The sequence below is a fragment of the Halorientalis salina genome (assembly GCF_005049285.1).
Classification (GTDB): domain Archaea; phylum Halobacteriota; class Halobacteria; order Halobacteriales; family Haloarculaceae; genus Halorientalis; species Halorientalis salina.
This window is the reverse complement of the sequence record NZ_SOSC01000001.1, coordinates 271,651-290,744: the sequence shown is the minus strand read 5'-3', so window position 1 is coordinate 290,744 and position 19,094 is coordinate 271,651. Positions and strand designations below refer to the sequence as shown.

Here is a 19,094-nt window from a genome sequence, read left to right as displayed (position 1 = left end):
GCCGAGCAACTGAGCGATGACAACACACGCGACGCTGTTTACGGTCTGTCTGTTACTCGCGAGTCTCTGTGTGGGCGGAGTGGGAACGGCAACGGCAGCGGCTCCGTCGGCAACGGATGGGGCGGGATCGATGGACGCCGCCCAGTCGGAGTGTTCGTTCCCGGTCGAACGGACTGACGCGACCGGCGAGACGGTGCGCATCGATTCCGAACCCGAACGCATCGTCGTCCTGCAGCCCAGTGACGCACAGCTCGCCTGGGAAGTCGGCGCACAGGATCGCGTCGTCGGAATGGCCCGGACTCAGTACACCTCGTACCTCGACGGGCGAAGCGGGAAGACGAACATCAAAAACGACGACGGGACCGTCAATATCGAGCAGGTCATCGGCCAACAGCCCGACCTCGTGATCGCCTCGAACACGACGGATCCCGAGACGGTTCGGGAGCTCCGACGTGCTGGGTTGACCGTCTATCACTTCGGACTGGTCACCTCGCTCGACGAGATCGCGCGAAACGTCGAGACCGTGGGCAGTCTCGTCGGCGAGTGCGAGACCGCGACCGAGCAGGCAAACGAGTTCCGACTCGACGTTCGGACCGTCGAACGCGCCGCCGAACTCGCGGACGAGCGACCCAGCGTTCTGTACTACTTCTTCGGCTATACGGCAGGGAGCGAGACGCACATCCACGACGTCATCGAGACGGCAGGCGGTGACAACGTCGCTGCCGAGGTCGGGATCGAGTCATACGCGGAACTGAATCCCGAAGTCGCCGTCGAGCAGGACCCCGACTGGATCCTCTACCCGGGTCACGCCTCGGCCCCGAACACCGCGGCGTACAACGAGACGACGGCGATACGGCAGGGTCAGACCGTCGAACTGAACGAGGACTTCATCAGCCAGCCCGGGCCGCGTGTCGCGGGTCCACTCACGCAACTGGCGAAACAGTGGAACTCCGAGGAGTTAGCCCAGGCCAACGAGTCGGTTACGATGGCGAACGTGACGACGCCGAACGAATCGACGACGACGGGGAGCAGTTCGAGCGGTCCTGGGTTCGGATTCGCCGTCGCCGCGGCGTCGCTGCTGGCGACCGCGCTGCTCGCGTGCAGGGACTGATACTGCCGGCTATAACTTCGTGGCAGATTTCGACACCCCGAGGTGTCGAAACTCTCCATGTGAGTATAGCCGGTAGTATGAGTCACGGTCAGACCAGAAAACCCCTTAAGCGACGGGGAGTTTTGGAGTACACATGGTGGAAAACGTCATCTGGCCCGCGTTTCTGGACGCGGACCTGACCCGCGCGGAGGGGCGGCGGGTCAGCGAGGACCTCGCCGTATCGGACCCGACAGTCGACGAGATCGCCCAGGCCGTCCAGCAGGTCGGCTACGACTCGAAGATCGAACGGGACAAACAGTACTCCCGCGAGTGGGAGCCCCGCGGCCGCGTCCTCGTCAAGAACGCCGAGGACGCGACCAAAAGCGACCTGCTCGGCGCGGTCGCGGCCTACCTCGACGTCATTCGGTCATGAAACGCATCGGTGAGGTCGTTCGGACCGCCCAGAACCTCGCGGTGGTGCGCTGCCCCGACGACGACCACCCCGATTTCGGGATGGACGTGGTCGACGAGAACCTGACGGAGATCGGCAGGGTCGTCGACGTGTTCGGCCCCGTCGACAGGCCGTACGTCGCGGTCTCGCCCGACGAGGGCGTGCGCCTGCCGACGCTGCTCGGGCAACCGCTGTACGCGCGGTGACCTGTCAGCGCAACTGGGTGGCGTTCGGTTCGCAATCCTGAAACCACTGCCCCGAGGACGTGGAGCCATGCAACAACGCACGCGAGCACTGCTGGCCTCGGGCTTTATCGGGGTCATCTTCCTGCTCGTCCAACTGGGCTCGCTGGCGCTGGTCGAACCGTTCCAGCAGGCCGGCTATCAGGCCGTCGAGGACCCCCAGGACCCGACGAACAGCCTCGTCTACGTCGCGGCCATCCTGGTCATGACGGTCTTCATGCTGCTGGTCTTCCGGTACGACGTCGAGTTGCTCATCCGGGCGCTCATCGTCTTCGCCAGCGTCTACCTCTCGTGGTACGTCTTCAGCGTCGTCGTTCCGCCGGTGGCGACCTATCAGGGGGTCAACGTGCTGGCAGTCGCCGCTGCGCTCGCGCTCGGCATCGCCCTCTACGCCTACCCCGAGTGGTACGTCATCGACGCCTCGGGGATCGTCATGGGTGCGGGCGCGGCCGGCCTGTTCGGCATCAGCTTCGGGCTCCTGCCCGCACTCATCCTCCTCACCGTCCTCGCCGTCTACGACGCGATCAGCGTCTACGGGACCGAACACATGCTCACGCTCGCCTCCGGCGTGATGGATCTCAAAGTCCCGGTCGTCCTCGTGGTCCCGCTCACGCTGTCGTACTCGTTCCTGTCGTCGGACACGCCCGACCCGACCGACGACGGCGACGGGGCCGCCGCCAACGGCGGGGAAGACCTCGCAGAGACCGACGAGCACGACGAGTCCGACGAAGAATCCGCCGCCGACGACATCGAGGCCGACCCGATGGACCGTGACGCGCTGTTCATCGGGCTCGGTGACGCCGTCATTCCGACCGTTCTGGTCGCCAGCGCTGCCTTCTTCTCGCCCGAGAGCGTCCCCTCGCTGGGCGTTCCCGGGCTTGCGCTGACACTGCCGGCACTGATGGCCATGATCGGGACGCTCGTCGGACTCGCCGTCCTGTTGCGGATGGTGCTGAAAGGACGCGCCCACGCCGGACTGCCCCTGCTCAACGGCGGGGCGATCACCGGCTACCTCATCGGTGCGCTCGCCAGCGGTATCCCACTACTCGAAGCCATCGGGCTGGCGACGTACCTCTAGGATTACCGCCCGGTCAGCGCCTCGCTGGCCCGCGCGAAGGAGAGCGGCTCACCCAGGTCCTTCTCGACTGCCTTCTCGTAGAGCATGTGCGCCGACGCGACCGTCTCGATGGCGGTGCCGCCGCTGTCGAACAGCGTGACGTCGTCCTGGCTCTCGCGGCCCGGTGCTTCGCCGGCGACGACCTCGCCGAGTTCGGCGTGGACGTGATCCTCGCCGATGGCACCGTCCTCGACAGCCTGGATGAACGCGCCGGCGTCCGTCTCGGTCCGCGCCCGGAGGTCAGGGACGTATTTCGCACGCGAGACGGTCGTCGCGTCGACCTCGCGCTTGTCGCGGTCGTACTGTCCCATCGCGGTGACGTGGGTCCCGTCTTCCAGGAGGTCGCCGTCGAACACCGGTTCCGTCGCTTTGGTCGCGGTGATGACGATGTCTGCCCCTTCGATCGCAGCGGCACTGGACGCGACGGCCGCGACCGTCGGGTCGAGTCGTTCGTTCATCTCGGCGGCGAACGATTCGCGGTTGTCCTTCGTCGGCGAGTACACGTCCACCCGATCGAGATCACGGACGGTGACGGCCGCTCGGAGCTGGCCGCGGGCCTGCGCGCCGCTGCCGATCAGCGCGAGCGACGAGGCGTCGCGTCGTGCCAGTGCGTCGACGCCGACCGCACCGGCAGCGCCCGTCTTGAACGGGTTCATACTCGCACCGTCCATCAGGGCCAGGGGTTCGCCGCTCTCGGCGTCGAACAGCGAGAGCATGAAGTGTGCATCCTGAGCGCCGAAGCCAGCGCCGTAGGTGTACGTGCCCATCGCACCCGTGTCGGGCAGGACGGCGAGGTATCCCGTGAAAAATCCAGGTGGGTCGCCGTTCAGTAGTTTCGTACGCGGTTCGGCGGGCGCACCCTCACCGCGTTGTCGATAGCCGTCACGGACGGCCTCGACGTACTCCGGGGGCGTCGCGAGGTCCGCGAGTTCGTCGCTCTGGAAGAACAGCGCCTCGACTGTTCCGTCGTCACTCATGTCCCCCTGTTCGTGGGTGGGTATCTTAGAAGTGCGGGAGTCTCGCACGGGAATCGCGAGAGCTGCGAGAAATCGAAACGAAGAACGCGAATCGAGTCAGTTTGCCGGGAGTTAGTCAGCGGAGAACGACGAGTCCTGTCTGCTCGGCGATTCGGCCGGCGAATCGACCGGAGCCCTGACGAACATCGCGTGGCCGACGAGGCCGAGCGCGACGACAGAGGCGAGCGGCACTGCCGTCGTCAGGCCGAAGCCCGCTACGCTGAGCGCGCCAGTGATTCCAGCGAGTGCGAGCGGGATGAGGCCGAGAACAAGGTCGTAATAGCCCGTCATAAGTGAATAAATAGAGGATAGGTAGGGGTATAAGTGTTTCCCATAGGCGCTGTATAATATTCCTTGTAGGCACCGAGTATTTACTCTGAGGTTTTCTACTACCCAATTCAGTGGTTACTCATAACTTATAAGCCGGAAATCGGATGACAGCACCGGTACGGTACTGCGAACGGCGGATTACGGATCAGATGAATCCGATTCCGATACTGGAGGGCCAAATATCACGAATCGAAACTAGAGGAAGAGTAATAATATGCGGGATATGTCGGTTTTCGGCCGTGATAATCGGGGGGTAGTACTTATCCGTTATCATGAGTGAAGTTCACATGGAGATAACGTGTGGCGGCACGCAGCCCGCTGAGTTCACCCATGAGCATCCACAATACGGACCAGGACGAGCCCGCAGGCGATAGCACGGGGCGGCGATACGCAGAGCTCAACATCGGCGAGGAGGAGTTCGTCATCTACGACCGGGAGAACCACCAGGCGTGGATTCAGTCCAGCGTCGCTGTCTCGATTACAGAGCAGTGCTGAGTGGGACCGTCGTGGGCGGTGATTAGCGAGCCGAGCAGTGACGGTTCCCGGGCGACAGTTCCGCCGATCGACTGTCTCCCGTGGTTCCTGTCAGGTTTGGGTCGGTCCGGCGGCTTTTCTCCCAATCGACGCGTTCAAGCATTCCAGCAGTGAACACTCGGGCGTGAACAGCAACGACCGGTCCATCGTTGGACTCGTCATGGTTGCACACGCGATGGTCCACACCTACGAGCTGTCGATTCCCATACTGGTGCCCATCTGGCTCTCGGAGTTTTCGGTCATCGACCTCGGTATCCTCCAGTTCCCCGTCAACGAAGCGACGCTCGGTGCCCTCGTCGCCATCGGCTACGGGTTGTTCGGACTCGGCGCGCTCCCCAGTGGCGTCCTCGTCGACCGACTCGACGCCCGGCTGCTCATCACCGGCTGTCTCGTCGGGATGGGCACGTCGTTCCTCGTCCTCGCCGTCGCCCCGTCACCGGCGTTCCTCGGACTCGCGCTGGCGATCTGGGGCGTCGCCGCCAGCGTCTATCACCCGTCCGGGCTCTCCCTCATCAGCCGGGGCGTCGAGGAACGCGGCAGTGGGTTCGCCTACCACGGCATGGCCGGGAACGTCGGCATCGCCGTCGGCCCACTTTTGACGATCCTGCTGCTCATCGCCTTCGACTGGCGACTCGTCGCCGGAGTCCTGACGATCCCGGCAGTCGTTGCGGCCACGTACGCGATCCGTGTCGACATCGACGAGCGAGCGGCGGTCGCCGCTGCCGACGGCGGCGACGACCGCACCGACTCCGGGGTCGATTCGCTCGGTGAATTCCTCGCAACCGCGAAGACGCTGTTCGCCAGCGCGTTCGTCGTCGTGTTCCTCGTCACGTTCTTCTCCGGGCTCTACTACCGGGGTGCCCTCACCTTCCTCCCCGAGCTACTTCGCGACGTGCCGGCGTTGACGCCCGTCGAATTCGGCGGGGAGACGTTCGAACCGGGCGATTACCTCTACGTCGGGCTGTTGATGGTCGGCGTCCTCGGACAGTACGCCGGGGGCAAACTCACTGACCGCGGCCGGCCCGAGATCGGCATCTTCGCCGGCTTCGGCGCGCTCGTCGTCGTCGCGCTCCTCTTCCTTCCGGCGGCGGCCATCGGCCTCGTCGCGTTGCTGCCGGCGGCCGCGCTGCTCGGCTTCTTCCTGTTTTTCGTCCAGCCGTTCTACCAGGCCAGCGTCGCGGAGTACACGCCGTCTGAAGCCCGCGGACTGTCCTACGGCTTCACGTATCTGGGCGTGTTCGGCGTCGGTGCGCTCGGTGCCGTCGTCGCCGGGACGATGCTGACGTATTTCTCGGCAGAACAGTTGTTCGTCGTCCTCGCGGCGCTGGCAGCGTGTGCGTCCGGGCTGGGTGCCTACCTGGTCACGCGAGCGCCGTCGACCGCCGTCGGGACCTGACCAGCGTCGTGCCCGCCCGCCAGGCCACGAGCAGCGTTCCACCGACTGCAAACGAGATGAACCCGAAGACGAGAATCGCCTGGAGAGACGCACCACCCTGAATATAGGAGGTCGACCGAATGGCCTGGGCGATCACGTCGGCACCGAACCACGCGCCGGCGGTCCTGAGTGCGACCCTGGACGCGGATTCACGCGTCGCCACACCGTACATCCCGACCGGGATCGAAACGAGCAGCCAGCCGACGACGAACGGTGCCAGCGTGTTCGTCACCACGTACCCGGCCAAGGCGATCGGGTCGACGCCGTGGCTGATCTCGCCGACGACGACGAACAGCGTTATCAACGCGAGGTCACCCGCGAACAGTCCCATCGTCGTCCGGGACACGTCGACGCGGTCTCCGAGCCACTCGGTCACCGTGTTCATACCCGCCGGTTCGGACTGCCGGAACTTGTGTGTCCCGCCTTCGACGTGTCACTCCCCGCGTCGCTTGCGCCCGACGACCGTGTACTCGAATCCCGTTCGGGGGACCGACGCGTCCAAGCCCGCGGCCCGAACCATCGCTTCGAGGTCACCGGGGGCGAAGAATGCCGAGTCCATGCCGACCAGATGCTCGCCAGCGACGAGCGCTCGTCCCAGTACCGTCGTCGGGTCGAACTCCAATATCACGAGGACGCCGCCGGGCCGAAGGACCCGAGCGGCCTCCCCGACGACCGCCTCTGGCCCTCGCATGTGGTGGAGCGCGTCGAGGATCAGCACGGCGTCGACGCTCTCGTCGGTGAGGGGGAGAGTACCGGCGTCGGCACCGACGGCGTCGAGGCCGCGTCGCCGCGCCCGTCGGAGCATTCCGGGTGCGGCGTCGGCGACGATCCCCTCGGACACATCGAGTGCGCGTACGCCCTGGCCGGACCCGCCGCCAACGTCGAGGACGCGCTCGATCTCCCGGTCGGCACGGTCGAGGCCGGCGTCGAGTTTCGATCGGTCCGTGGCCGGCTTGAATCGGTCGTACAGCGGCGAGAATCGGTCGAAGACGGACACATCGCCGGTCCGTGTCCCGTCGGTGGCGTGGTCGGGCTTGGCCATACCCGAGCACAGCGGGCCACGGCCTTGAGCACTGGGGCACAGCGTTCAAGCGCTCGCGGGTTCCAGGTCGACCATGGAGTACGTGGTCCGTGGCTGGCCCCCGGACGGGCCGAAGCTGCGGCTCGATCACGAGCGGTTCAGCTACGCCGGGAAGTTCGTCATGACGAACACCGGCAAGGCCGTGGCCCGAGAGCCAGTCGAGGGAGACCAGCGTATCGTCGGTGCCGTCGCGTTCAACGAGGACCGAACTGACGCCAGTACGCTTTGGCTCCGCTACATTACTGTCCGGCGCGACAGACGCGGCGAGGGGATCGGTCCGAAACTCGCCCGATTCGTCGCCGAGCGCGCCCACGAGCGCGGGTACGAGTCCGCTCGAATCGCAGTGAACAACCCCTTCGCCTACGAGGCGATGTATCGCGCTGGGTTCGGCTACACGGGCGACCAGACCGGGATGGCGGAGCTCGTACTGGAATCCCCGGGGGAGCGTGACCCGGCGACCTATCAGTCGGGGCTGGACCTGTTCCGGGAACGGGACCTCTCGGAGGGGGAGGCGGCGTTTCTGTCGGAACGGGTGGAGTCGATGCCGCCGTCGGTGGTCGACGCACCGTCGTAGTCGACTGTCGGGGGATTCAAGCGATGGCCGTCCCAACGGGAGTCCAATGGGAAACGCAGATCTGCGGGACGTCGCGGTCATCGAGGACGTCGCGTACGACGACCTGGCCGGGTCGGTCGTGGCGGTCGACGCCCACAACTGGCTCTACCGCTACCTGACGACGACGGTCCGGTTCACCCGTGAATCGGCCTACACCACGGCCGACGGGACGGAGGTAGCGAACCTCATCGGCGTCGTCCAGGGGCTCCCGAAGTTCCTCGAACACGACGTGACGCCCGTGTTCGTCTTCGACGGCGGCGTCACCGACCTCAAGGACGACGAGATCGAGAAGCGCAGGGACCAACGCGAGAAATACGAAGCCCAACTCGAAACTGCCCGGGAGGAGGGCGACTCCGAGATGGTCGCGACCCTCGAATCCCGGACCCAGCGACTCACGGAGACGATCATCGAGACGACCCGCGAACTGCTCTCCTTGCTCGACGTGCCAGTCGTCGACGCGCCCGCCGAGGGCGAGGCTCAGGCCGCACACATGGCTCGAACGGGGACGGTCGACTACGCGGGCACCGAGGACTACGACGCCTTGCTCTTTGGCTCGCCGCTGACGCTCCGCCAACTCACGTCCAGCGGCGACCCCGAACTGATGGATCTCGACGCGACGCTCGCGAACCACGACATCACCTGGGAGCAACTGGTCGACATCGGCATTCTCTGCGGGACGGACTTCAACGAGGGCATCTCGGGTATCGGTCCCAAAACCGCAGTGAAGGCGGTCAAGGAACACGGCGACATCTGGGGCGTCTTCGAGGACCGGTCGGTCCACATCGAACACACCGACCGCATCCGCGAGCTGTTCCTGAACCCGCCGGTGACCGAGGACGTGACGTTCGAGACCGACGTGTCGCCGGACATCGACGCGGCCCGCGAGTTCGTCGTCGAGGAGTGGGGCGTCGCGGCCGACGAGGTCGAACGCGGCTTCGAGCGCATCGAGGACGCGACGGTCCAGACCGGACTCGACGACTGGACCTGAGGGTCGACAGTTCCGCGCCGGCACCGGAATCGCGTTCCGGTATTTTTTCACCGCCTCGACCGTTCAGTCGAATTATGAATGCCCTCCATCCTCGCGTGCGACTCCGATGGGGACTCCTGGCGCTGGTCGCGCTCGCTGTCATCGGTGGGCTGGTGACGGTCGTAGACCGGTTCCTGCTCGGGATCTCACCGCTTCTCGGCGTTGGACTCGCGCTCGTGCTGATTCCGCTCGTCGTGCTGTACGTTCTGGCCCTGTACCGGCGGTGGCGCTACGAACTCCAGTCCGACGCGCTCGAACTCGAACGCGGCGTGGTGACCCAGGTCGAGACGGCAGTGCCGTACGTCAGGGTGCAACACGTCGACACCCAGCGGGACCCGCTGGACCGCGTGCTGGGACTCGGGAGCGTCGTCGTCTACACCGCCGGGTCGCGCGGCGCGGACGTCTCGATCCCCGGTCTCACGGCCGAGGACGCACGCGAGTTGCGGAATCGCCTCCGCGATCTGGCCATCGAGAGCGAACCCGAAGACGCAGTGTGAGGGTTCCTCATACGGACTGCTGTAGATCATTTCCGCATCGATCGCCCAATTGCGGGCGATCGTAGCGGTACACAGCTACAGCAAACCGTATCAGGCCGCCGGTTGTCGGTCGTCGGTCGAGAGGCCGGCCATGAACTCGGCGAGGGCGGCGTTGAACGCCTCGGGATTGTCCTGATTGACCAGGTGGCCGGCGTCGGGTATCTCCCGGACCGTGCCATTGGGGACGGCTGACCCGAGTCGTTTGCCCTGGTTTTTGACCAGCGACACTTCCTGGTCGCCGTACACGACGAGCGTCGGCGTGGTGACGTGGGAGAGGGTCGGCGGATCGTACTCGTAGAGCGCTCTGAAGATCTTCCGGAACTCGCTGCTGTCGATGTCGCCGACGGCGCTTCTCGCCCACGAGTGGATCGAGGGGTCGACCGAGAGCCAGGGGCCACCGTTGACGGGCCTGATGGAGGCCAACAGCGACTGGAAGGTGGCCGCCGACCCGGCGACAGACAGCGTCGTCGCGAGCATCGGGAGCGGCGAGACGAACGGTTTGAAGCCGCTGGGAATCTCGAACGGCGGCATCGACCGGACCGGGCCGGCGACGATCGCACCGGCCGCCCCGTCAGGGTGCCGGTCGAGGTACTCCTGGACGACCATTCCACCCAGCGAGAGCCCACAGAGTATCGGCCGCTCGACGTCCAGGTGTGCCAACAACGCTTCGAGGTCGTCGGTGAACAGTTCGATCGAGTACTGCCGCGTATCTGTCGCGCCCGTCCGACCGTGCCCACGGAGGTCGACGGTGATCACCCGGTAGTCGGCTGCGAACCGCTCGACCTGTGTCCGCCAGGCGTCGCCGTTCATCCATCCGCCGTGAACGAAGACCAGCGGCTGGCCCTCGCCCGTGACTTCGTACTGGAGATCGACGTCGTCCAGCGCAAGTGTTGGCATTGGATCCGATACGGCCCGGAGCTACGTGAAGTGTGGGAATCGATCCTGTCTCAGCGGGAGCAGTTAATCCCGCCGCGCGAGAATCGGCATATCGTCCCCGAAACCCAGCACGTCTCTCCCGGCGCTCCTCGCTCGGTATTCGGCTCTTAGCGCCCGGATGGAGACGCCACGCGAACCCTTTTTCCCGCTCCAAGTCAATCTCCCCACGAATGGGTTTGAGCCAAACCGTCGTTAGCGTCGACAGGTGTTCGCGTTGTCACTCCGGTACAACGGTGAATCGTGGTTGACATCGTTTTCTGGGCACTGGTCGCGCTCGCGACGGTCACGGGATTGGTCACGGCCTGGGCGCTCGGGGCGAACAGCAACTCGCCGCCGTTCGCGCCCGCGATCGGTGCCAACGCCATCTCGACGATGCGTGCGGCCTTCCTCATCGGTATCCTCGCGGCGCTGGGCGCGGTCACGCAGGGTGGCAGCATCTCCGAAACGGTCGGTGCCGGCCTCATCAACGGTGTCGCCTTCTCCTCGCTGGCCGCGACCGCCGGCCTATTGACCGCGACGGGGTTCATGATCTTCGGCGTCTACTCCGGGTATCCGGTTCCGGCCGCGTTCGCGACGACGGGCGCGATGGTCGGCGTCGGCCTCTCGCTGGGTGGGTCGCCGGCCTTCGACACCTACCGCCGAATCGTGACGTTCTGGCTGCTCGTCCCGCCGGTATCGGGCGGCCTCGCCTACCTGACCGCGACGCTGTTGCGGCGTGAGGACATCCCCGAGACCGTCGGCGTTCCATTGCTTGCCGCCGTCGTCGGTGGCATCATCGCCAACATCCAGATGAGCATCATCCCGTCACCGGCCGGAGCGACGACGGCCTCGCTCGCGAGTTTCCTCTCGCGACTCGTCGGCGTCCCCGCAGTGGGTGGGGCACCGGTCGGGATCGGGGTCGTAACGGTGCTCTTCGCGATCGGGAGTTTCGTGTTCATCCGTCGACGGACACAGGACTCGGTCGACCGTGGCGTGAAAACCTTCCTCGTCATTCTCGGGAGCGTCGTCGCCTTCTCCAGCGGCGGGAGTCAGGTCGGTCTCGCAACGGGGCCGCTGGAGAACCTCTACACGGCCGAACTGGGGTTGCCGGGGCTGGTCCTCCTCGCGATCGGGGCCACTGGCATCCTCGGCGGCGCGTGGATGGGTGCTCCGCGGCTGCTTCAGGCGACCTCTCGGGAGTACGCGCAACTCGGGATCAGACGGTCCATCGCGGCGCTGGTCCCCGGGTTCATCATCGCACAGGCGGCGATCGCGCTTGGCATCCCCATCTCCTTCAACAACATCATCATCTCCGGGGTCATCGGCGGCGGACTCGCCGGCGGCTCGGCGGGCGTCTCGCGCCGGAAAATCGGCGTCACGCTCGCCTTCTGGCTCATCACGCTCGTCGCGTCCATCGCCATCGGATTCGGGCTGTATCGCGTGTTCGCTGCAGTTCTCGGTGGCTAAGCTCCGACCCGCCGAGTCAGCGGACGACTGTGACCGTGACGGGGGCCTCACCGACGACGGCCGTGGCGACGGTGCCCAGCAGTCGACGGGTGAGTCGATGTCGGTCGCCGCCGTGACCGCCCATGACAACGTGATCGACGTCTGTGTCGTCGACGTACGCCAGGATGGCCTCGGCCGGGTCGCCGGTCTCGACGACTGTCTCCACTGTTCTGTCCTGGTCGGCCGCGCGGTGCTTGGCGCGATCGACGACGGCGTTCGCCCGCTCGCGTCCTTGATCCTGGCGCTTCTCGTCAGCTTCCAGTACGCCGCCCTCGCTCATCGACTTGTCGAGGGGTGTCACCACGTTCAACACCGTCACCGCACAATCGAAGGTGTCGAGCGCGTGAACCAGCGCGTCTTCGGCGAGCGGTGACCCGTCCAGCGGGACGAGTACGTGCGACGGAGCCATACCCTCACTCGTGGACCGACACACAAGTATACCCACGGTACCGGACCTTACGTCTCCGACCGAGCCGTTATCCCCGTACAGCACCTACGTCAGCCAATGCTCCTTGACCCGTTTTCGATCATCGAGGAGGAGTCCGAACGCCCGGGCGAGTTCCAGGGGACGATTCAGCGGGCCGACGGCGCCACCTTCTGGGCCTTTCTCGCCGCCGTCGTCCTCGCCCAGGTCGGACTCTTCGCCGCGAGTCTCGGACTCATGCTCGTCTATTTCCAGGGTCAATCGACGATCGGTGGCTCGCTCTTCGTCGGCGGCGTGATCGCGCTGGCGCTGACCGTCGGCATCTACTGGTGGCATCGAACGCGGGACGAGTACGCTACTTGAACACGGCGTTGACCAGCGGGACGACGCCGTCGGCCAGGACCGTCACGGAGAGGTCGGCCGCCTGTGCGGAGAGGTGCCCGGCGAGTCTGAGGCCGCTCAGGTACGTAAAGATCGGGAAACTGGCGACGCTCATCGCCGCCGTCATCGCCGGGACGTCCGTCCGCGCGTGGCTCACCGGTCGATAGTGTGGGTTCGAACGGTCGCGCTGGACCGTCCAGTAGTCGGGGAACTCACGGATCTGGAGGTGCGCCCCGGCCTCGTTTTCCCGGAACACCCGGATCGCGCCCTTGTGGATCGACCAGGGGAAGTTCGACGACCGGAGATCGACCGTTCCGGGAAGCGTCGGCTCCGAGGACTTGGGCACCCGGATGTCCGTTCCGAAATCGACGCCGTGGACGGCGGCGAGCGCCTCTCCCCAGGAATCGACCGTCAACTCTCCACCCATACTTCTATGTAGTCACGAGTGGCGTATAAGCACTCCGCTGCGCGCTGACTGCCGGACCTGGGTCGGGCTGACTGGGACGGTTACTCCTCCCCGTCGCGCTCTTTCAGCCACTGGTCGAGGAGGTCGCGTATCGCAGCGTCGCGGTTCTCCCGATGGTTCTCGAAGGCGATTTGGTCGATTTCCTCGAGTTCCGCCTCATCTAACTCGATCGTCACCTCGTCCATGTCGAGGAAATTCTCTGCCATCGGTGGTACCGGGGGCCGAGGGACGTAAATAACTGAGTCAGACACCCGTCGGGCAGACGCAGGACGCTGTCGGGGTTCGATCCGTCCGCCCGACCTGTGACCGCGTTTCGCACGTCGGTACGCGGGTGACATTTAACCTCCCCGAGTACGAACCGTCGAGCAATAGCCCCGCGCATGGCAGAGACGTTCTATAGCGTCCTCGGCGTCGACCCCGAGGCCGATACGGAGACGATTCAAGCGGCCTACCGGGAACTGGTCAAGACCCACCACCCGGACGTCAGCGACGCCGAGGACGCGGTCGACCAGTTCAAACGCATCACGCAGGCGCGGGAGGTGCTCGTCGACGACGCAAGCCGCAAACAGTACGACCGGGTCGGCCACAACACCTACGTCCGCCGGTACATGGACGGGAACGCCTGGACCGTCGACCACACTGGCGGTACAGGAACGGCCAACGCCGGCCGGTCCCGGAACGCGACCACCGGGAACGCGGCGGATGCCGACCGGTCGCGGGCCCGATCCGACACGTCGGGCGAACGCGGCCGCCAGTCCGGCGGTTCGACGGCGTCCGGCTCACGCAGGAACTCCCGTCAGTCCCGGCGGACGGGCGCGTCCGAAACGGCTCACAACTACGACCGATACCGTTCCGAGTACTCGACCGACGACGGCCACGGCTCACGGCAGTACAGCGACGACTGGCGGGACCGATCCTGGACCGAGGACTTCGACTGGGACCCTGACGGCGACACGACCGCGTCGGCTGATCCCGGTGGCACCGGCACGGACGACGGGGCACGGGCCGACGGCTGGCAGAACGCACGCGCGACGGCGAGCGGGTATCGGCCATCGGGTCACGACGCCACTGGACCGATGACCGGCGGCCCGTCCAACGTGGGAAGCGTCAAACTCGCACTCCGGAACATCGGCCCCTGGCTTATCTTTCACTTCGTGTTTCTCATGAGCGCGTTCGTCACGATCCTGCTTTTGATCCGCTGGGAGGCCTCGGTCCCGACGGTGTTCGTTTCGCTCGTCCTGCTCGGCGGGGCCGTGTTCTTCTCGGTCCTCCACATGGTCTCACGCATCTACTCGTGAACCGTCTCCCGAGGCCGTCAGTTCGCTTCCGTTCCCTCAGCGACTGCTTTTGCCTCGCTGAACGTCACGTCCCCTGCCTCCGTCCAGTCGACTTCGTTGTAGCACGTGCAGTTCTCACACTGGTCCGAGAACACGTCGGCCGCCGCGGTTACGTTGCGGGCCTCGCAGTACGTACAGTACCAGACCTTCGTCACGCTCCCGACGACGTCGGAGTTCATACCAGAGGGTCCCGGCTGGAGCGGCTAAATTCCCCAGCAGACGGGCGTCTGACGCTGTGTGCGGCGAGCTAGGGGAAACGCGTTCAACGTTTTAATCGTTGTCGAATATTTCCGAAATTTAATACGGAGTTTCGTGCAGGTTTGACGTGGGGGAGTACAGATGGACCTTTCGAGACGGACGTTTTGCAAGACAGCAGTGGCAGGAACAGTAGCCGCAAGTGGGGTGGGAACGGCGTCGGCGACCGAATCGACCTTTTTCGAACAATACTCGGGCGTCGTGACCACGCGCGGGCACTACGATACCACGTGGTACGGCGACGTGTACGTGACCGACGGCAACGACCGGACGAACTACGAGACGACGGGGACGGTTCCGGGCGTGACCAACGACGAATCGCCCGAGGAACTGATCGTGTTCGTCCACGGCTGGAAACACGACGCCGTCCAGGCCCGCGAGAAGTTCCGACAGGTCACCGAGGCCCTCCGCGGCTCGGACGTGACGGCACCCGTCGTCGGGTACTCCTGGGACTCTGACGGCGAGACGCTTGAGTGGTGGGATCAGGTCGATGTCGCGGACCGGAACGCGGACAAACTCGGCACGTTCGTCCGCGACCTCCAGGCAGCTAGCCCTGAGACCGACGTGCGCGTCATCGCTCACTCGCTCGGTGCCAAGACCATCGCCGAGTGCCTGGAGTTCTTCATGGACCGCGGGTACGACACGTCGGTCACGTCGGTCGACCTGCTCGGTGGCGCTATCGACGACGACGAGGTGGCCACCGACGGCGAGTACGGGCAGGCCATCGCCGACCACTGCGAGCAGTTCCGCAACTACTACAAAACGGACGACGAGTCGCTGAAATACGACTACCGGGCCGCGATGTGGGACACCGCAGTCGGCCACGAGGGAATCGAAGGCGAAGCCCCGCACAACTACGAGGAGTACGACGTGAGCTACGTCGAGAGCCACGACGACTACCCCAAACGCGACGTGGGTTGTATCCCCGATGTCGTGGGCAACTGGGAATAACGACGAGTTCGACAACCGTTTTTAACTCGCTCCCGAACGGGGTGACATGAACGTACGGGAGATTTCGGACCTGGCACCCGACGAGCGGGCCGCACTCTTCGACCGGGACGCCGGGATCGAGGAGGTACGGGACGACGTCCGCGACATCGTCGACCGGGTCCACGAGGAAGGCGACGTGGCCGTCCGGGAGTTCACCGAGGAGTTCGACGGCGTTTCGGTCGGCAACCTGGACGTGACCGACGAGGCCGAACGGGCGGCCGAGGAACTCGACGAGGAACTCCGATCCGCCATCGAGTCCGCGGCCGAGAACATCAGGGCGTTCCACGAGCGCCAGGTCCCCGAAGACTGGCGCGAAGACTTCGACGGCCGGGAACTGGGCAAGCGATACCGGCCGGTCGAACGCGCCGGCGCGTACGTCCCGGGGGGCACCGCGGCGTACCCATCCAGCGCCCTCATGGGCGTCATCCCCGCGAAGGTCGCCGGCGTCGACCACGTCGTCGTCACGACCCCGCCCGCCGAGGACTTGAATCAGGTGACGCTGGCCGCCATCCACATCGCGGGTGCCGACGCCGTCTACCAGGTCGGCGGCGCACAGGCCATCGCCGCGCTCGCGTACGGAACCGAGACGGTCGATCGCGTCCAGACGATCGTCGGGCCGGGCAACCGCTGGGTCACCGCCGCCAAGGCCGAGGTCCGGGGCGAGGTCGAGATCGACTTCCTCGCGGGGCCGAGCGAGGTCGCCGTCCTGGCCGACGAGACGGCCGACCCGGAACTCGTCGCCGCGGACGTGGTCGCCCAGGCCGAACACGACGCTCACTCGTCCGTGGTCGCGGTCACCGACGACGAGACCCTCGCCGAGGCGGTCGCCGAGGAAATCGACGCGCAGGTCGGCGAACGCGAGCGCGAGGAGACGATCAGCGCCGCGCTGGAAAACGACGCGAGCGGGGTGTTGCTCGCCCGGTCGATGAGCGAGGCGGTTCTGTTCACGGAGGAGTACGCCGCCGAACACCTGACTATCGTCGCCGACGACGACGAACAACTGCTCGACCGCATCGACAGCGCCGGGAGCGTCTTCCTCGGCCCGTACTCGCCGGTCGCCGCCGGCGATTACGCGAGCGGACCGAACCACGTTCTACCGACGGGCGGCGGTGCGCGCCGGTACGGCGGCCTCTCGGTGGAGACGTTTCTCCGGGCGACGACGGTCCAGCGACTCGACCGCGACGCGCTCGCGGATATCTCGGAGACGATCACGACCCTCGCCGATGCGGAGGGGCTGGAGGGACACGCCGAGAGCGTTCGGCGACGGTTCAGCGAGTGAGAAGATACGAGAGCACGTCCGCGCTCTCCCCGTTCAGATGGTCCAGACGGGCACCGAACGTTTCCCGCACGAGGACGACGAGCGGGTTGGTGTGCCCCTCGCCGGTGAGCGCCCGCTCGCTGTAGTTCCCGTTCGCCAGTTCGTCACCGAGCAGGCCGAGCATGACCGCTTCGCGGTCTGCCATCACGAGTCGGCTCACTGTCTCGTCGGTCAGGGGAAGGTTCAGCCAGTCCAGTTGCGGTTCCCAGATCATGACCCGGGAAGCCTCCGCCCGAACCAGATCACGAACCGCCTCGTTCTGTGACCCGAGGTAGACGTCGACACCGCGGTCGAGGGTGTCGTGTAGTTTTTCGATACACGTCGGCTCCAGAAGCCCGTCGGACGTTATCATCAGGAACAGTTCCTCATCAGCCCGGTCGAACAGTTCCTGCCCGCGATCGACGATGTGCTCGTGGCCGCGGACCGTCCAGATGTCGGACGGATCACTGTTGTCGGTCCATTGGCTCGGTCGCGTCTGGTCGCCCAGCAGCCGGTCGAGCCAGGTTTCCTCGTCGACGGGGAGGCCCTCGTAGCTGACTGTCTCGTCGTCGGGGTCGTAGTCGACGATCCCCGCGTCGTCGAGTTTCGGGAGGTGTCTGTGGTGGAGTCCGATCGCCAGGTCGTCGGCGCCGGATTCGCTGGTCTCTTCGAGACGCGTCGTCAGCGCTGTGACACTCATCGTGCCTTCGGTTCTCAGCCGTGCGACGAGCTTCCGGCGCGTTTCGGAGGCCAGTGCATCGAAGGTGGCATCGATCGCGTCATCGGTCCCTCGGAGATCGAGTGCGACTGCGAGAGGGCTTTCCAGCGGTGGCGGTGAATCGGCCAGGATCACTCGACCACCGTCGGTCGTGACGAGCGATACAGATTCGAGCTTCGGGAGCTGGTGGTGTCGGAGGCTCGTCAGTACGCCTTCGACCTGTTCGTCAGTCACGGCCCGAATCGGAACGTCGTGTTCAGCACTGGCAATGCTGGCCGCGAGTTGCCGGGGCGCGAGTCCGTCCGGTCGGTCGCGCAACGTCGCCAGGACGCTTCGGGTTCGTCGATTCGAGAGGAGGTCGAACCAGGTAGTCGTATCCAGTGTCGGACCAGTGGTTTGGTTTCCAGGTGCAACGGCAGTCATGTATCCATTACTCAGTGGTACGGTCGCTTGATGATGACGCCAAAACGATTAGGATCGGCCGAACTACAGCTCCGCCGAATCCGCCATTCGGGCCCGCATTAGCGGCTCTCCTCGCTGGTACGGGAACCGTTCTGAAACTCGTCCCCTGGTCGGTCCGTGTAACTGATTCTTACCGAAAACGACTGTCCCGTGGCCGTCGGTTCTGCGCGAGTTCCGTATTCTCGTCCAATCGGGCCTCGATACTGGTGGAGTGTGGCAATACAGTTAACAGGCTCCCTGAACTAGAGTGGCTCATGAGCGAAACGACTGCGGCTGTCGAGACCGAGATCGAGGTCAGCGAGACCGCCGCCGAGGAGGCGATCCGCCTGCTCGAAAGCGAGGACATGGACACGGCGGTCGCCGGCCTGCGACTGTTCGTTCAGCAGGGCGGCTGTGCCGGGCTCTCCTACGGGATGCGGTTCGACTACGAACCCGAGGACGACGACACCGTCTTCGAACACCACGGCCTGCGCGTCTTCGTCGACCCCGCCAGCATGGACTACATCGGCGGGAGCCAACTGGACTTCGAGGACGGGCTCCAGGGCGAGGGGTTCCACGTGGAGAACCCCAACGTGGTCTCGGAATGTGGCTGCGGAGAGAGTTTCAGAACGTAACGACGGGAACCCGAACCGAAGGGTGTTACTCTGCCAGTTCGAAGGCGACTTCGACTTCCGCCTGATACTGTCGCTCCGGCGCGCTCGCGATTTCGACGCCCATCTCCTCGACTTCGACCCAGTAGACGTTGTCCAGCGTCGCCTCAGCGCGGTCACACGCGTCGTCGACCGCCTCGTCGAAGCTCTCCTCGCTCGTTCCGATCAACGTGATTTTCTTGAAAACCATCGCGTGTCAATACTTGGCATAGCGTCATAAA

General features: G+C 65.3%; 26 protein-coding genes. 15 read left to right on the top strand and 11 right to left on the bottom strand.

What is annotated here, in order from left to right; all coding sequences use genetic code 11:
- Positions 1-16: 16 nt before the first annotated feature.
- From E2481_RS01565 to E2481_RS01550, 4 genes are all read left to right on the top strand, one after another.
- On the top strand, positions 17-1,111 hold the full coding sequence (locus tag E2481_RS01565; RefSeq protein WP_136715365.1) for a PGF-CTERM-anchored ABC transporter substrate-binding protein: 1,095 nt from the start codon (positions 17-19) through the stop codon (positions 1,109-1,111).
- 133 nt (positions 1,112-1,244) lie between these two features.
- Complete coding sequence (gene srp19, locus E2481_RS01560) at positions 1,245-1,523, top strand: signal recognition particle subunit SRP19 (RefSeq protein ID WP_136715364.1); 279 nt, start codon at positions 1,245-1,247, stop codon at positions 1,521-1,523.
- Entirely contained in the window at positions 1,520-1,747 is a 228-nt protein-coding gene (locus E2481_RS01555) for an H/ACA ribonucleoprotein complex subunit GAR1 (protein WP_136715363.1), read from the top strand. Before srp19 ends, E2481_RS01555 begins: the two co-directional genes overlap by 4 nt.
- 67 nt (positions 1,748-1,814) lie before the next feature.
- Positions 1,815-2,861 carry a presenilin family intramembrane aspartyl protease PSH gene (locus E2481_RS01550; RefSeq protein ID WP_136715362.1) on the top strand — a complete coding sequence of 349 codons (1,047 nt, stop codon included), beginning with the start codon at positions 1,815-1,817 and terminating at the stop codon, positions 2,859-2,861.
- A 2-nt stretch (positions 2,862-2,863) separates the two neighbouring features.
- On the opposite strand, the gene E2481_RS01545 is transcribed toward E2481_RS01550, so the two are convergent.
- Together E2481_RS01545 and E2481_RS01540 are read right to left on the bottom strand one after the other, a co-directional pair.
- Positions 2,864-3,877: an ornithine cyclodeaminase family protein gene (locus tag E2481_RS01545; RefSeq protein WP_136715361.1), complete on the bottom strand. Its 1,014-nt coding sequence runs from the start codon at positions 3,875-3,877 to the stop codon at positions 2,864-2,866.
- A 111-nt stretch (positions 3,878-3,988) separates the two neighbouring features.
- Positions 3,989-4,207, bottom strand: a complete 219-nt coding sequence (locus E2481_RS01540) for a hypothetical protein (RefSeq protein ID WP_136715360.1) — start codon at positions 4,205-4,207, stop codon at positions 3,989-3,991.
- Between the two features lie 369 nt (positions 4,208-4,576).
- Between E2481_RS01540 and E2481_RS18520 the strand changes: the two genes are divergently transcribed.
- The gene (locus E2481_RS18520; protein WP_169302351.1) at positions 4,577-4,741 is read left to right on the top strand and encodes a DUF7331 family protein; all 165 of its coding nucleotides are present in this window, start codon (positions 4,577-4,579) and stop codon (positions 4,739-4,741) included.
- A 199-nt stretch (positions 4,742-4,940) separates the two neighbouring features.
- Positions 4,941-6,176: an MFS transporter gene (locus tag E2481_RS01535; protein WP_136715909.1), complete on the top strand. Its 1,236-nt coding sequence runs from the start codon at positions 4,941-4,943 to the stop codon at positions 6,174-6,176.
- On the opposite strand, the gene E2481_RS01530 is transcribed toward E2481_RS01535, so the two are convergent.
- Both E2481_RS01530 and E2481_RS01525 read right to left on the bottom strand, forming a co-directional pair.
- A complete protein-coding gene (locus tag E2481_RS01530; RefSeq protein ID WP_136715359.1) occupies positions 6,142-6,600 on the bottom strand; it encodes a DUF3054 domain-containing protein in 459 nt (152 codons plus the stop codon). The two genes, E2481_RS01535 and E2481_RS01530, sit on opposite strands and share 35 nt — an antisense overlap.
- A gap of 48 nt (positions 6,601-6,648) precedes the next feature.
- Positions 6,649-7,257, bottom strand: a complete 609-nt coding sequence (locus E2481_RS01525; protein WP_136715358.1) for a class I SAM-dependent methyltransferase — start codon at positions 7,255-7,257, stop codon at positions 6,649-6,651.
- A 73-nt stretch (positions 7,258-7,330) separates the two neighbouring features.
- Between E2481_RS01525 and E2481_RS01520 the strand changes: the two genes are divergently transcribed.
- The 3 genes from E2481_RS01520 (at position 7,331) to E2481_RS01510 (ending at position 9,433) form a co-directional block, all read left to right on the top strand.
- A complete protein-coding gene (locus E2481_RS01520; protein WP_136715357.1) occupies positions 7,331-7,870 on the top strand; it encodes a GNAT family N-acetyltransferase in 540 nt (179 codons plus the stop codon).
- Between the two features lie 46 nt (positions 7,871-7,916).
- Positions 7,917-8,897, top strand: coding sequence for a flap endonuclease-1 (fen, locus tag E2481_RS01515; RefSeq protein ID WP_136715356.1), 981 nt, complete (start codon positions 7,917-7,919; stop codon positions 8,895-8,897).
- 74 nt (positions 8,898-8,971) lie between these two features.
- Positions 8,972-9,433 carry a PH domain-containing protein gene (locus E2481_RS01510; RefSeq protein WP_136715355.1) on the top strand — a complete coding sequence of 154 codons (462 nt, stop codon included), beginning with the start codon at positions 8,972-8,974 and terminating at the stop codon, positions 9,431-9,433.
- Positions 9,434-9,523: 90 nt separating this feature from the next.
- On the opposite strand, the gene E2481_RS01505 is transcribed toward E2481_RS01510, so the two are convergent.
- The gene (locus E2481_RS01505) at positions 9,524-10,369 is read right to left on the bottom strand and encodes an alpha/beta fold hydrolase (RefSeq protein WP_136715354.1); all 846 of its coding nucleotides are present in this window, start codon (positions 10,367-10,369) and stop codon (positions 9,524-9,526) included.
- A 279-nt stretch (positions 10,370-10,648) separates the two neighbouring features.
- On the opposite strand from E2481_RS01505, the gene E2481_RS01500 reads away from it, so the two are divergent.
- Positions 10,649-11,854 carry an inorganic phosphate transporter gene (locus E2481_RS01500; protein WP_136715353.1) on the top strand — a complete coding sequence of 402 codons (1,206 nt, stop codon included), beginning with the start codon at positions 10,649-10,651 and terminating at the stop codon, positions 11,852-11,854.
- Between the two features lie 16 nt (positions 11,855-11,870).
- On the opposite strand, the gene E2481_RS01495 is transcribed toward E2481_RS01500, so the two are convergent.
- The gene (locus E2481_RS01495) at positions 11,871-12,302 is read right to left on the bottom strand and encodes a universal stress protein (RefSeq protein ID WP_136715352.1); all 432 of its coding nucleotides are present in this window, start codon (positions 12,300-12,302) and stop codon (positions 11,871-11,873) included.
- 96 nt (positions 12,303-12,398) lie between these two features.
- On the opposite strand from E2481_RS01495, the gene E2481_RS01490 reads away from it, so the two are divergent.
- A complete protein-coding gene (locus tag E2481_RS01490) occupies positions 12,399-12,680 on the top strand; it encodes a DUF7322 domain-containing protein (RefSeq protein ID WP_136715351.1) in 282 nt (93 codons plus the stop codon).
- Here E2481_RS01490 and E2481_RS01485 read toward each other — a convergent pair.
- Positions 12,673-13,125, bottom strand: coding sequence for a hypothetical protein (locus E2481_RS01485; RefSeq protein ID WP_136715350.1), 453 nt, complete (start codon positions 13,123-13,125; stop codon positions 12,673-12,675). The genes E2481_RS01490 and E2481_RS01485 overlap by 8 nt on opposite strands.
- A gap of 80 nt (positions 13,126-13,205) precedes the next feature.
- Positions 13,206-13,370: a ribbon-helix-helix protein, CopG family gene (locus E2481_RS01480; protein WP_136715349.1), complete on the bottom strand. Its 165-nt coding sequence runs from the start codon at positions 13,368-13,370 to the stop codon at positions 13,206-13,208.
- A gap of 174 nt (positions 13,371-13,544) precedes the next feature.
- Between E2481_RS01480 and E2481_RS01475 the strand changes: the two genes are divergently transcribed.
- Positions 13,545-14,462, top strand: a complete 918-nt coding sequence (locus E2481_RS01475; RefSeq protein ID WP_136715348.1) for a J domain-containing protein — start codon at positions 13,545-13,547, stop codon at positions 14,460-14,462.
- A 17-nt stretch (positions 14,463-14,479) separates the two neighbouring features.
- Here E2481_RS01475 and E2481_RS01470 read toward each other — a convergent pair whose 3' ends face one another.
- Positions 14,480-14,680 (bottom strand): hypothetical protein, encoded by a 201-nt coding sequence (locus E2481_RS01470; RefSeq protein WP_136715347.1) that lies wholly within the window; start codon positions 14,678-14,680, stop codon positions 14,480-14,482.
- A gap of 196 nt (positions 14,681-14,876) precedes the next feature.
- Here E2481_RS01470 and E2481_RS01465 point away from each other — a divergent pair, with 196 nt between their 5' ends.
- Positions 14,877-15,707, top strand: coding sequence for a DUF726 domain-containing protein (locus tag E2481_RS01465; protein ID WP_169302350.1), 831 nt, complete (start codon positions 14,877-14,879; stop codon positions 15,705-15,707).
- Between the two features lie 46 nt (positions 15,708-15,753).
- The gene (gene hisD, locus E2481_RS01460; protein WP_136715345.1) at positions 15,754-17,025 is read left to right on the top strand and encodes a histidinol dehydrogenase; all 1,272 of its coding nucleotides are present in this window, start codon (positions 15,754-15,756) and stop codon (positions 17,023-17,025) included.
- Here hisD and E2481_RS18515 read toward each other — a convergent pair.
- Positions 17,015-18,184 carry a DUF7344 domain-containing protein gene (locus E2481_RS18515; protein ID WP_169302349.1) on the bottom strand — a complete coding sequence of 390 codons (1,170 nt, stop codon included), beginning with the start codon at positions 18,182-18,184 and terminating at the stop codon, positions 17,015-17,017. The genes hisD and E2481_RS18515 overlap by 11 nt on opposite strands.
- Positions 18,185-18,477: 293 nt before the next feature.
- Here E2481_RS18515 and E2481_RS01450 point away from each other — a divergent pair, with 293 nt between their 5' ends.
- A complete protein-coding gene (locus E2481_RS01450; protein WP_136715344.1) occupies positions 18,478-18,837 on the top strand; it encodes a HesB/IscA family protein in 360 nt (119 codons plus the stop codon).
- A gap of 25 nt (positions 18,838-18,862) precedes the next feature.
- Here the strand turns inward: E2481_RS01450 and E2481_RS01445 are convergent, their stop codons facing one another.
- On the bottom strand, positions 18,863-19,063 hold the full coding sequence (locus E2481_RS01445; protein WP_136715343.1) for a dodecin: 201 nt from the start codon (positions 19,061-19,063) through the stop codon (positions 18,863-18,865).
- Positions 19,064-19,094: the final 31 nt, after the last annotated feature.

Bases quoted from the DNA above. Each gene is read 5' to 3' on its own strand.
- E2481_RS18520 (WP_169302351.1), top strand. From the start codon at position 4,577: ATGAGCATCCACAATACGGACCAGGACGAGCCCGCAGGCGATAGCACG.
- E2481_RS01480 (WP_136715349.1), bottom strand. From the start codon at position 13,370: ATGGCAGAGAATTTCCTCGACATGGACGAGGTGACGATCGAGTTAGAT.
- E2481_RS01540 (WP_136715360.1), bottom strand. From the start codon at position 4,207: ATGACGGGCTATTACGACCTTGTTCTCGGCCTCATCCCGCTCGCACTC.
- E2481_RS01445 (WP_136715343.1), bottom strand. From the start codon at position 19,063: ATGGTTTTCAAGAAAATCACGTTGATCGGAACGAGCGAGGAGAGCTTC.
- E2481_RS01490 (WP_136715351.1), top strand. From the start codon at position 12,399: ATGCTCCTTGACCCGTTTTCGATCATCGAGGAGGAGTCCGAACGCCCG.
- E2481_RS01505 (WP_136715354.1), bottom strand. From the start codon at position 10,369: ATGCCAACACTTGCGCTGGACGACGTCGATCTCCAGTACGAAGTCACG.
- E2481_RS01495 (WP_136715352.1), bottom strand. From the start codon at position 12,302: ATGGCTCCGTCGCACGTACTCGTCCCGCTGGACGGGTCACCGCTCGCC.
- E2481_RS01475 (WP_136715348.1), top strand. From the start codon at position 13,545: ATGGCAGAGACGTTCTATAGCGTCCTCGGCGTCGACCCCGAGGCCGAT.
- E2481_RS01530 (WP_136715359.1), bottom strand. From the start codon at position 6,600: ATGAACACGGTGACCGAGTGGCTCGGAGACCGCGTCGACGTGTCCCGG.
- fen (WP_136715356.1), top strand. From the start codon at position 7,917: ATGGGAAACGCAGATCTGCGGGACGTCGCGGTCATCGAGGACGTCGCG.
- E2481_RS18515 (WP_169302349.1), bottom strand. From the start codon at position 18,184: ATGACTGCCGTTGCACCTGGAAACCAAACCACTGGTCCGACACTGGAT.
- E2481_RS01555 (WP_136715363.1), top strand. From the start codon at position 1,520: ATGAAACGCATCGGTGAGGTCGTTCGGACCGCCCAGAACCTCGCGGTG.
- E2481_RS01545 (WP_136715361.1), bottom strand. From the start codon at position 3,877: ATGAGTGACGACGGAACAGTCGAGGCGCTGTTCTTCCAGAGCGACGAA.
- E2481_RS01520 (WP_136715357.1), top strand. From the start codon at position 7,331: ATGGAGTACGTGGTCCGTGGCTGGCCCCCGGACGGGCCGAAGCTGCGG.
- E2481_RS01450 (WP_136715344.1), top strand. From the start codon at position 18,478: ATGAGCGAAACGACTGCGGCTGTCGAGACCGAGATCGAGGTCAGCGAG.
- srp19 (WP_136715364.1), top strand. From the start codon at position 1,245: ATGGTGGAAAACGTCATCTGGCCCGCGTTTCTGGACGCGGACCTGACC.
- E2481_RS01485 (WP_136715350.1), bottom strand. From the start codon at position 13,125: ATGGGTGGAGAGTTGACGGTCGATTCCTGGGGAGAGGCGCTCGCCGCC.
- hisD (WP_136715345.1), top strand. From the start codon at position 15,754: ATGAACGTACGGGAGATTTCGGACCTGGCACCCGACGAGCGGGCCGCA.
- E2481_RS01510 (WP_136715355.1), top strand. From the start codon at position 8,972: ATGAATGCCCTCCATCCTCGCGTGCGACTCCGATGGGGACTCCTGGCG.
- E2481_RS01525 (WP_136715358.1), bottom strand. From the start codon at position 7,257: ATGGCCAAGCCCGACCACGCCACCGACGGGACACGGACCGGCGATGTG.
- E2481_RS01470 (WP_136715347.1), bottom strand. From the start codon at position 14,680: ATGAACTCCGACGTCGTCGGGAGCGTGACGAAGGTCTGGTACTGTACG.
- E2481_RS01535 (WP_136715909.1), top strand. From the start codon at position 4,941: ATGGTTGCACACGCGATGGTCCACACCTACGAGCTGTCGATTCCCATA.
- E2481_RS01565 (WP_136715365.1), top strand. From the start codon at position 17: ATGACAACACACGCGACGCTGTTTACGGTCTGTCTGTTACTCGCGAGT.
- E2481_RS01550 (WP_136715362.1), top strand. From the start codon at position 1,815: ATGCAACAACGCACGCGAGCACTGCTGGCCTCGGGCTTTATCGGGGTC.